This is a genomic window from Phenylobacterium sp., from assembly GCF_036502675.1.
Classification (GTDB): Bacteria; Pseudomonadota; Alphaproteobacteria; order Caulobacterales; family Caulobacteraceae; genus Phenylobacterium.
Map to the genome: position 1 here is coordinate 1 of NZ_DASXYF010000042.1, position 9,299 is coordinate 9,299.

Here is a 9,299-nt window from a genome sequence, read left to right on the forward strand (position 1 = left end):
CCGAGCCTCGCCGGGGTTCCAGCGGCCGCGCGCCCGCCGCCTTGACATTCCTGGGCGCCCATGCGCCCTTCCGCGGCTTGTAATCACCCCGAACTTCCGAAGAGATGCACGCCTACCGCACCCACACCTGCGGCGAGCTTCGCGCCGCCGATACCGGCAAATCCGTCCGGCTGTCGGGCTGGATCCACCGCAAGCGCGACCACGGCGGGCTGATCTTCATCGACCTGCGCGACCACTACGGCCTGGCCCAGCTGGTCCTGGCCCCCTCGACGCCCGGCTTCGCCATCGTCGAGCACCTGCGCGCCGAGAGCGTCATCCGCGTCGACGGCGAGGTCGTCGCGCGCACCGCCGAGACGGTCAATCCGAACCTGCCCACCGGCGCGGTCGAGATCCGCGTCTCCGCGGCCGAAGTGCTGGGCGAAGCGGGCGAACTGCCGCTGCCGGTGTTCGGCGAGCCCGACTATCCTGAGGAGATCCGCCTCAAGAACCGGCACCTCGACCTGCGGCGCGAGACCCTGCACCGCAACATCGTGCTGCGCTCCAAGGTCATCCAGTCGATCCGCAACCGGATGATCGGCCAGGGCTTCCTGGAGTTCCAGACGCCGATCCTGACGGCGTCCTCGCCGGAGGGCGCGCGCGACTTCCTGGTCCCCTCGCGCCTGCACGCCGGCCAGTTCTACGCGCTGCCCCAGGCGCCCCAGCAGTTCAAGCAGCTGCTGATGGTCTCCGGCTTCGACCGGTATTTCCAGATCGCCCCCTGCTTCCGCGACGAGGACCTGCGCGCCGACCGCAGCCTGGAGTTCTACCAACTCGACGTGGAAATGAGCTTCGTCACCCAGGAGGACGTGTTCGCGGCCATCGAGCCGCTGATGCACGGGGTCTTCGAGCAGTTCGGCCAGGGCAAGCCGGTGACGCCCTATCCGTTTCCGCGCATCCCGTACCGGGAGGCGATCACCAGGTACGGCACCGACAAGCCGGACCTGCGCAATCCCTTGGTCATGCAGGACGTCTCCGAGCGGTTCCGCGGCGGCGGCTTCGGCCTGTTCGCGCGTATCCTCGAGGACCGCAAGAACGCCGTGTGGGCGATCCCCGCGCCGAAGGGCGGCTCCCGGGCCTTCTGCGACCGGATGAATTCCTGGGCGCAGGGCGAGGGCCAACCGGGCCTGGGCTATATCTTCTGGAGCGAGGACCAGGGCGGCTGGGGCGGCCCGATCGCCAAGAACCTGGGCCCCGACGCTGCTGCCGCCGTCATGGACCAGCTCGGACTGGGGCAGGGCGACGCCGCCTTCTTCGCGGCCGGCGATCCGAAGGTGTTCGCCAAGTTCGCCGGCGCCGCCCGGACCAAGGTGGGGACCGACCTGAAGCTGGTGGACGAGGACCGCTTCGAGTTCGTCTGGATCGTCGACTTCCCGATGTTCGAGATGAACGAGGAGACCAACCGCGTCGACTTCTCGCACAACCCGTTCTCGATGCCGCAGGGCGAACTGGAGGCCCTGAACGGCAAGGATCCGCTGGAGATCCTCGCCTACCAGTACGACATCGTCTGCAACGGCTACGAGCTTTGCTCGGGCGCGATCCGGAACCATCGGCCGGAGCTGATGCTGCGGGCCTTCGAGATCGCCGGCTATGGCGCCGAGGTCGTGGAAGCGGAGTTCGGCGGCATGCTCAACGCCTTCCGCCACGGCGCGCCGCCGCACGGGGGCCTGGCGCCCGGCATCGACCGCATCGTCATGCTGCTGGCCGGCGAAACGGCCATCCGCGAGGTCATCGCCTTCCCGCTGAACCAGCAGGGCCAGGACCTGATGATGAACGCGCCGTCAGAAGTTACCAATAAGCAGCTGAAAGAACTTCATATTCTGGTGACACCGCCGATCAAGGCCTGACGGCGGGGATCCTACGGTTCCTCCGCCACCAGGCGCCGCGGCGCCGCGGCGGCCGGGACCCGCTGGACGAGCACCCTGATCCCCGAACAGGCGCGCACCACCAGCTTGTCCGGGGGCCGGGTCTTGCCGTCGCCGCAGGCGGCGTCGAGCTGCTCCTGCCTGAGGCCGCGGGCCTTGGAGAGGTCGGCGCCGGCGATCACCGCGCGGCTCAGGTCGGCGGCGCGGAAGTCCGCGCCGGCGAAGCTGGCGCCGGTCATCACCGCCTGTTGCAGTTCGGCGTTCAGGAAGGAGGCGTTGTCGAAGCGTCCGAAGGCCAGCACGGCGCCTTGCAGGGCCGCGCCGCGGAAATCGGCCTCGCGGGCGTCGGCCCCGGCCAGGATCGCCCCGGCGAGCTGCGCCTCCCGGAGCGCGGCGCCGTAGAGGTTGGCCCGGGTGAAGTCGGCCCCCGTGGCCTGCACCTCGCCGAGGTCGGCGCGGGAGAGGTTGGCGCCCAGGAAGCTCACGCCCTTCAGCTCGGCGCCCCGCAGGCGCGCGCCGGCCAGGACGGCGGCGGAGAAGTTGGCGCCCAGCATGGCGCTGTCGCTCAGGTCGGCATGGGAGAGGTCGGCGCCGGCGAAGTTGGAGCCCAGGAACCGGGAGCCCTGCAGGTCCGAGCCGACCAGGGCCGCGCCGGTGAAGTTGGCGCCGATGAACTGCGCGCCCGCCAGCTTGCGCCCCGACAGTTCGCACCGGGCGCAGGCGCCGCCGAAGGAGACCACGCGGGCCACTTCCCGGTCGCCCGCCAGCATGGCGCGCGGGGCGACCCAGGCCACGACCGCCAGGGCCAGGAGGAGCGAGGTGGAACGGGTCGGCAAAGGGCGGCGGCTCGCGGCTGAAGGGGTCGCGCCATGTGCGCAGATCAGGCAGGCCGCGCCCACTTAATTCGCCGTAACCCCCGAATCACAAACCGGAAATCAGCAAACCGGAATATGCAGGCCGGGCGGCGGCGCGGTCGAGCGGTCGCCGCAGGCGCGGTTGAGCTGGGCCTGGTTGAGGCCGGTGGCGCGGCTCATTTCGGCCCCGGAGAAGTTCGCGCCCTCCAGCACCGCCCCGCGGAAGTCGGCGCCCTGCAGGTAGGTCCCCACGAAGGACGCGTGGGTCAGGTTGGCGCCGGCGAAGCTCGCGCCGGTGAACACCCCGCCATAGGCTTCCACGTCGCGCAGGTCGGCGCCGGCGAAGCTGGTGCGGTTCATCACCGAGAGGCTGAGGTCCGACTGGCGCAGCCGCGCGCCGGAGAAGTTGCGGGCGCGCATCTCCAGCCCGCCGAAGTCGGCCTGGAACAGGTTACACCTGGGGCAGCTTGCGCCGGAGCGGGCGCGGCCGACCTGGCCGGCGTTCTGCGCCTGAGCGGGAAGGGCGGCGGCCAGCAGGCCGACGAGGCCCAGGATCGCGAGCGGTCTCATATTGGAACACGCCTCTCCAACGTCATTGTCATACGAAGCCGCCTGCAAGGCGGCGGCCATCGCGCCGCAGGCCTTCTAAACCTGATCCGTGAACGCAGGGTTCAACCGGCCGCGTCTTCGTCGCGGCGTCCGGCGCGGGTCCCGCAGGTCTCGCAGATGAGCGCGGCGCCCTTGCGCGCCACCGCCACGTCGCCGCAGGCGGCGCAGACGTCGGCCGCCTCCGGGCTGCCCGCGCCGCGCGGGCGGGCGAGGGGCAGGAATACCAGGTTGTCGGGCGCCGCGCCGCGCGAGAAACCGCGGGAGATGAACCGGGACGCCGGCTGCGGCGCGCCCGGATCGCCGTCGTCAGCGGCGTCGCCGTCCGCCGCGCCGCGGCCCAGGCCGTCGGCGTTGAGCGCCGCGGGGTCGGCGTTGGCCAGGTCGTTGCGGCCCAGATAGGAGACCCCGAGCTCCCGGAAGATGTAGTCGAGGATCGAAGTGGCGGACCTCACCGAGTCGTTGCCGCTGACCGGACCCGCCGGCTCGAAGCGGGTGAAGACGAAGGCCTCGACGAACTCCTCCAGCGGCACGCCGTACTGCAGGCCGATGGAGATGCTGATGGCGAAGTTGTTCATCAGCGAGCGGAAGGCGGCGCCTTCCTTATGCATATCGATGAAGATCTCGCCCAGCTCGCCGTCATCGTACTCGCCGGTGTGCAGGTAGACCTTGTGGCCGCCGACCGCGGCCTTCTGGATATAGCCCTTGCGCCGGTCGGGGAGCTTGCGGCGGCTGCGGTCGCGCTCGACGATCCGCTCCACGACCCGCTCGGGCTGCGGATGTTCGCGGGCGGGCTTCGGCGCGGGTTCGACGGCCTTCGGCCAGTCGAGGACGAGGTCCTGCGGCGGCGGCTCGCGCCGCAGCCGCAGCGCGAAGGGACCTGCCGCGCGGGCTTCGACGAGGCGCCGTCGGGCGTCCTCGGGGCTCGCGGCCCAGGGCAGGACGATCTCGGCCAGGGCCGGCGCGGCCAGCAGGGGCTGCAGGACCGCCAGCATGGCCAGGCGCGGCGCCTCGCCGATCTCCTGCGGACTGCGGAAGACCCGGCGCTGTTCCGGGGAGAGGAACGGCGCGTCGGAGAGGGCGCCTGCGCCCAGGGCGTGCGCCTCGGCCTCGGCGACGGCCTCGGCGTCGAAGCCGGCCAGGGCGAAAACGTCGAAGGCGGGGTCGGCGAGGTCTTCCGCCGTCGCCCCCAGGACGTCGCGGAGAAACCCTTCGCCCAGCACCTCGGCGCGGAAGGCGTCCGGGAGCCGGCGAGCGGCGGGTAGCGCCAGTTCTACGGCGGCGATCTCGTGGTCGGTGAAGCCGCGGGTCCGGAGCGCCCGGTGGTCGATACCCGGCGCCTCGGAGATGCTGCCGGCGCCCAGCAGGCGACGGCGCGCGGCGTCGAGGTCCGCGCCCAACACGGCCAGCCCCCGCTGGGCGGCGAACGACAGGTCGCGGCCGGCTTCGGTCGCTACGACCGGTCCGCGCCAGGGGCCGGCGGCGAGGTCGGGATCGTCGAGGACAGCCAGGCCGGCCGCGAGGCCTGCGCCCTGCAGGGCTTCTCGCGCCTCGGCATAGAGCCTGCAAGCGGCGGCGCGCCCGGCGCCGGAGTCGTAGTCGAGCCCCTGGACGGCCAGCCAGTCGCCGAGTCCGGCCAGGCTGATCACACCGGCGGCTTTGCCCGTCGCCGGGGACCGGGCCGCAAGTCGCAGGGCGTCGGCCAGGGCGGCGCCGTCGTAGCGGTCGCCGGCCCAGAAGGCGCCCAGGTCCACCGTCGCCCGCGTACCGGCGACGGCGGCGGCCAGCGCTTCGGCGGCTTGCACGTCGGCCGCCACGGCGATGCGTCCGGTCTCCCAGGCGGCGCGGGCGAGGCGTGGGCCGGCTTCGCCCGCCAGGTCCGCGTCCGAGACCGCGACGACCAGGGCCAGGGCGTCGTCCGCTTCCGCCGCCGCCGTGGCCGTCCAGCGGTCCTCGCCGGCCCGGGCCAGGGCCACGGCGTCCAGGATCAGGGCGTCGGGTGCGCCGGCGGCGCGGGCCGTCTCGGCCGCGCGCGCCAGGTTGGCGTTGCGCGCCGGGTCGGCGCAGGCCTCGACGTCGCCCTCGCAGCGCAGGACGGCGTCGATCACCGCCTGGAGCCGGAGCGTCAGGGTTTCCGCCGCGATGCGCGCCAGCCGCTCGCCCCTGTGGGCGGCTTCGAAGGCGGCGAGCTCTTGGGCCAAGCGGCCTGCGTCTCCACAGGCGGTCAGGGTCCGCGGTCCGGTGGTCCGGTGAGTCATCGGCAAGTTCCCATGCCAGGCGAGGTTAGGCGCCACCCCGGATGTGGGCAATAGATGTTGTGGATCTGCGGCTTCCCACCGCAAGATCTGGCAGACGGCTGCCCGCTGGACGCTGCCCGGCCGCAGACCTATAGTCCCGCCGCCTGCAGCCCTCAGCCCGAAGCGTCGCGCCCTTGATCAACGTCCTGAAATCGATCTTCACCTGGTGGAACGGCGCGACGATCGGGGTGCGGTTCACCGTCAGCAAGCGGGGCCTGTTCATCGGCAAGGACGAACTGGGCAACAGCTATTACGAGGCGCGCGACGATCGCGACAGCTTCGACAAGGGGCTGAAGCGCCGCTGGGTGATCTACAACGGCTACGCCGAGGCCTCGAAGGTGCCTCCGGAGTGGCACGGCTGGCTGCACCACACCTTCGCCGACCCCCCCACGGTCGAGCCGCTGCCGCAGCGGGCCTGGGAGAAGGAGCATCTGCCCAACCTGACCGGCACCATCTACGCCTACCGGCCGCAGGGCTCGCTGGCCCGGGGCGGCGAGCGCCAGGCCGCCTCCGGCGACTATGAGGCCTGGAAGCCCTAGGCCCCAGGCGATGTCCGCTCCCTCCCGTGTCCTTCGCCTGATCACGCCCGTGGCTGCGGGCGCCGTGCTGTTGGGGCTGGCCTGCGCAGGCCTCTCCAGCGCCCAGCCGGCCCCGCCCCCGCCGACCGTGGCCCCGACAACGCCGCCGCCCGGCCCCGACGCCTCCGGACTGCCGCCCGGGGCGCCGCCGCCGGAAGAGGCGCCGCCCGTCATGGTGGCTCCGCCGGCGCCGGTCTCCGCGCCGCCGGTGCAGGCCGCCGAGGTGGCCCCGGCCGCGCCCCCCGCCGCCCATGTGGCGGAAAAGCCGGCCGAGGCCGTCAAGCGCGCGCGGTCGAACGTCGCCATCCTGCAGGCGCTGGACAAGGTCACCGCCGAAAGCATCCGGTTCGAGGCCGAGGTCGGCAAGCCGGTGCGCTACAAGAGCCTGATCTTCACGGTGAAGGCCTGCGAACGTGCGGCGCCCGACGAGGCGATGGATGATTCCATCGCCTACCTGACCATCGATTCGCAGCCACGCCCGGCGCCCGGCAAACCCGTGCCGCCGCCGCGCCAGGCGTTCCGCGGCTGGATGTACGCCTCGTCCCCGGGGCTGAATCCCCTGGAGCACCCGGTCTATGACGCCTGGGTGATTACCTGCAAGGCCCTTGCGCCGGCGCTGATCCCGGCGTCGGCGCCCCGTCCCGCCGCAAAGCCCAGGCCTGCAGCCCCGGCGGCCGAGCCTGCGCCGGCGCCGCCGCCGATCCTTTCGCTCCCGCCGCCTGCGCCCAAGACCTGAAAGTCGGCGTCGGCCGCCAGGGCGCGCGCGAGCCTGCGGCGGTAGTCGCGGCGGCTGATCTCCGTCACCCCGAACTGGGTCAGGTGCTCGGTGAGGAACTGGGTGTCCAGCAGCCGGTAGCCGCCGGCGATCAGCCGGGCTGCCAGGTGCACCAGCGCCACCTTGCTGGCGTCGCGGGCCAGCGAGAACATGCTCTCGCCGAAGAAGGCGGCCTTCAGCGAGACGCCGTAGAGGCCGCCCACCAGGGCGCCGTCCTTCCAGCACTCGACGCTGTGGGCGTGGCCGAGCTGGTGCAACTGCCCGTAGAGGCGTCGGATCGTGTCGTTGATCCAGGTGTCCGGATGCCCGGGCCGCGGCTGGGCGCAGGCAGCGACCACCGCGTCGAAGGCGGTGTCGGTGCGGACCTCGTAGTGGTCGCCGCGCACGGTGCGGGCCAGCCGCCGGGAGACGTGGAACCGGTCGAGCGGCAGCACGCCGCGCCGTTCCGGGTCGATCAGGAAGATCTGCTCGTCGTCGCGGGAGTCGGCCATCGGGAACACGCCGCGCGCGTAGCAGAGCAGCAGGTCGCGGACGCCGAAGGACTTCATCGTCCCGGTCTAGAGGCTAATCGGCCAGGGTTGAATGGCGTTGAGGAACTTCTTCCGAACGCGTCCTCGGCTGAAGCGCGGCGCGCGCGGAATGCCCGGGATCCATGAACACGCAAGCCCAGGACGGATCTGCGAGTCGGTGTTCATCGGTGACAAGCCCGGCCATGACGCCATGAACTTGGATTGACCTGCTGTTCCGTCAGCCCGCCTGGCTCTTCATCCAGTTTTCCAGCCAGTGGATGTCGTAGTCGCCGTTCAGGATGTCCGGCTCGTGCAGCAGGTCCTGGAACAGGGGGATGGTGGTCTCGATCCCGCCCACCACCATCTCGCCCAGGCAGCGGTTGAGGCGGGCGACGCACTCCTCGCGGTCGCGGCCGTGGACGATCAGCTTGCCTACCAGGCTGTCGTAGTAGGGCGGGATCGTGTAGCCGGCGTAGATCGCCGAATCCAGCCGCACGCCCAGGCCGCCGGGGGCGTGGAAGTCGGTGACGAGGCCCGGCGACGGGATGAAGGTGCGCGGGTTCTCGGCGTTGATGCGGCACTCGATGGCGTGGCCCTCGAACACCACCTCGGACTGGCTGAACGACAGCGGCAGGCCGGCGGCGATGCGGATCTGTTCGCGCACCAGGTCGATGCCGGTGATCGCCTCGGTGACCGGGTGCTCCACCTGCAGTCGGGTGTTCATCTCGATGAAGAAGAACTCGCCGTCCTCGTACAGGAACTCGATGGTGCCGACCCCCAGATAGCCGATCGCCTTCACGGCATCGACGACCACCTTGCCGATCCTGGCCCGCGCCGCGGCGTCGATGACCGGCGAGGGGGCTTCCTCCAGCACCTTCTGGTGGCGGCGCTGCAGCGAGCAGTCGCGTTCGCCCAGGTGGCAGACATTGCCGTGGCTGTCGGCGATGACCTGCAGCTCGATGTGGCGAGGCTTCTGGAGATAGCGCTCCATGTAGACGGCGTCGTCGCCGAAGGCCGCACGCGCCTCGGCCCGCGCGGTCGAGACCGCCTCGGCCAAGCCGTCGCGGTCCAGGGCCACCTTCATGCCGCGTCCGCCGCCGCCGGCCGCGGCCTTGATCAGGACGGGAAAGCCGATCTCCTCGGCCGCCGCGAAGGCCTCCTCCTCGGCGGTCACCGCGCCGTCGGAGCCGGGCACCACGGGAATGCCGACCGCCTTGACCGCCTGCTTGGCCGAAATCTTGTCGCCCATCATGCGGATGTGCTCGGGCTTGGGCCCGATGAAGGTATAGCCGTGGGCGCCGACGATCTCGGCAAAGCGGGCGTTTTCCGACAGGAAGCCGTAGCCGGGATGGACGGCCTGGGCGCCGGTGATCTCGCAGGCGGCGATGATCGACGGGATGTTGAGGTAGGACTTGGCTGCCGCGGCCGGCCCGATGCAGACGCTTTCGTCGGCGAGGCGCACATGCATGGCGCTGGCGTCGGCCTCGGAGTGAACCGCCACCGTGGCGATGCCCATCTCCTTGCAGGCGCGATGGATGCGCAGCGCGATCTCGCCGCGGTTTGCGATGAGGACCTTGTCGAACATGGCCTACTCGAGAACGATCAGCGGTTCGCCGAACTCGACCGGTTCGGCGTCGCCGGCGATGATCTGAGCGACCGTGCCGGCCCGGGGCGCGGGGATCGGGTTCATGGTCTTCATGGCCTCGACGATCAGCAGGGTCTGGCCCTCGGACACCCGGTCGCCGACGCGGATAAAGGGATCGGAGCCAGGCTTGGGCT

8 protein-coding genes and 1 pseudogene are annotated in these 9,299 nt (G+C 71.4%); 3 read left to right on the forward strand and 6 right to left on the reverse strand.

What is annotated here, in order from left to right:
• The first annotated feature begins 104 nt into the window (after positions 1-104).
• Positions 105-1,883 (forward strand): aspartate--tRNA ligase, encoded by a 1,779-nt coding sequence (aspS, locus tag VGL30_RS04655; RefSeq protein ID WP_331537279.1) that lies wholly within the window; start codon positions 105-107, stop codon positions 1,881-1,883.
• 11 nt (positions 1,884-1,894) lie between these two features.
• On the opposite strand, the gene VGL30_RS04660 is transcribed toward aspS, so the two are convergent.
• The 3 genes from VGL30_RS04660 to VGL30_RS04670 all read right to left on the reverse strand — a co-directional run bounded on the left by VGL30_RS04660 (position 1,895) and on the right by VGL30_RS04670 (position 5,562).
• Positions 1,895-2,737 (reverse strand): pentapeptide repeat-containing protein, encoded by an 843-nt coding sequence (locus tag VGL30_RS04660; RefSeq protein WP_331537281.1) that lies wholly within the window; start codon positions 2,735-2,737, stop codon positions 1,895-1,897.
• Positions 2,738-2,836: 99 nt separating this feature from the next.
• The gene (locus VGL30_RS04665) at positions 2,837-3,325 is read right to left on the reverse strand and encodes a pentapeptide repeat-containing protein (RefSeq protein ID WP_331537284.1); all 489 of its coding nucleotides are present in this window, start codon (positions 3,323-3,325) and stop codon (positions 2,837-2,839) included.
• A gap of 101 nt (positions 3,326-3,426) precedes the next feature.
• Positions 3,427-5,562, reverse strand: a complete 2,136-nt coding sequence (locus tag VGL30_RS04670) for a ribonucleotide reductase (protein ID WP_331537286.1) — start codon at positions 5,560-5,562, stop codon at positions 3,427-3,429.
• A 233-nt stretch (positions 5,563-5,795) separates the two neighbouring features.
• Here VGL30_RS04670 and VGL30_RS04675 point away from each other — a divergent pair, with 233 nt between their 5' ends.
• Together VGL30_RS04675 and VGL30_RS18760 are read left to right on the forward strand one after the other, a co-directional pair.
• Positions 5,796-6,197, forward strand: a complete 402-nt coding sequence (locus VGL30_RS04675) for an NADH:ubiquinone oxidoreductase subunit NDUFA12 (protein ID WP_331537294.1) — start codon at positions 5,796-5,798, stop codon at positions 6,195-6,197.
• Positions 6,198-6,408: 211 nt separating this feature from the next.
• Positions 6,409-6,774 (forward strand): annotated as a pseudogene (locus VGL30_RS18760) (DUF2155 domain-containing protein); the annotation flags it as partial.
• A gap of 35 nt (positions 6,775-6,809) precedes the next feature.
• Here VGL30_RS18760 and aat read toward each other — a convergent pair.
• From aat to VGL30_RS04695, 3 genes are all read right to left on the reverse strand, one after another.
• Positions 6,810-7,559 (reverse strand): leucyl/phenylalanyl-tRNA--protein transferase, encoded by a 750-nt coding sequence (gene aat / locus VGL30_RS04685; RefSeq protein ID WP_414694954.1) that lies wholly within the window; start codon positions 7,557-7,559, stop codon positions 6,810-6,812.
• Positions 7,560-7,758: 199 nt separating this feature from the next.
• Positions 7,759-9,105 carry an acetyl-CoA carboxylase biotin carboxylase subunit gene (gene accC, locus VGL30_RS04690; protein WP_331537290.1) on the reverse strand — a complete coding sequence of 449 codons (1,347 nt, stop codon included), beginning with the start codon at positions 9,103-9,105 and terminating at the stop codon, positions 7,759-7,761.
• Between the two features lie 3 nt (positions 9,106-9,108).
• Positions 9,109-9,299, reverse strand: a 191-nt coding sequence (locus tag VGL30_RS04695) for an acetyl-CoA carboxylase biotin carboxyl carrier protein (protein WP_331537292.1), incomplete at its 5' end; no start/stop codon positions are given.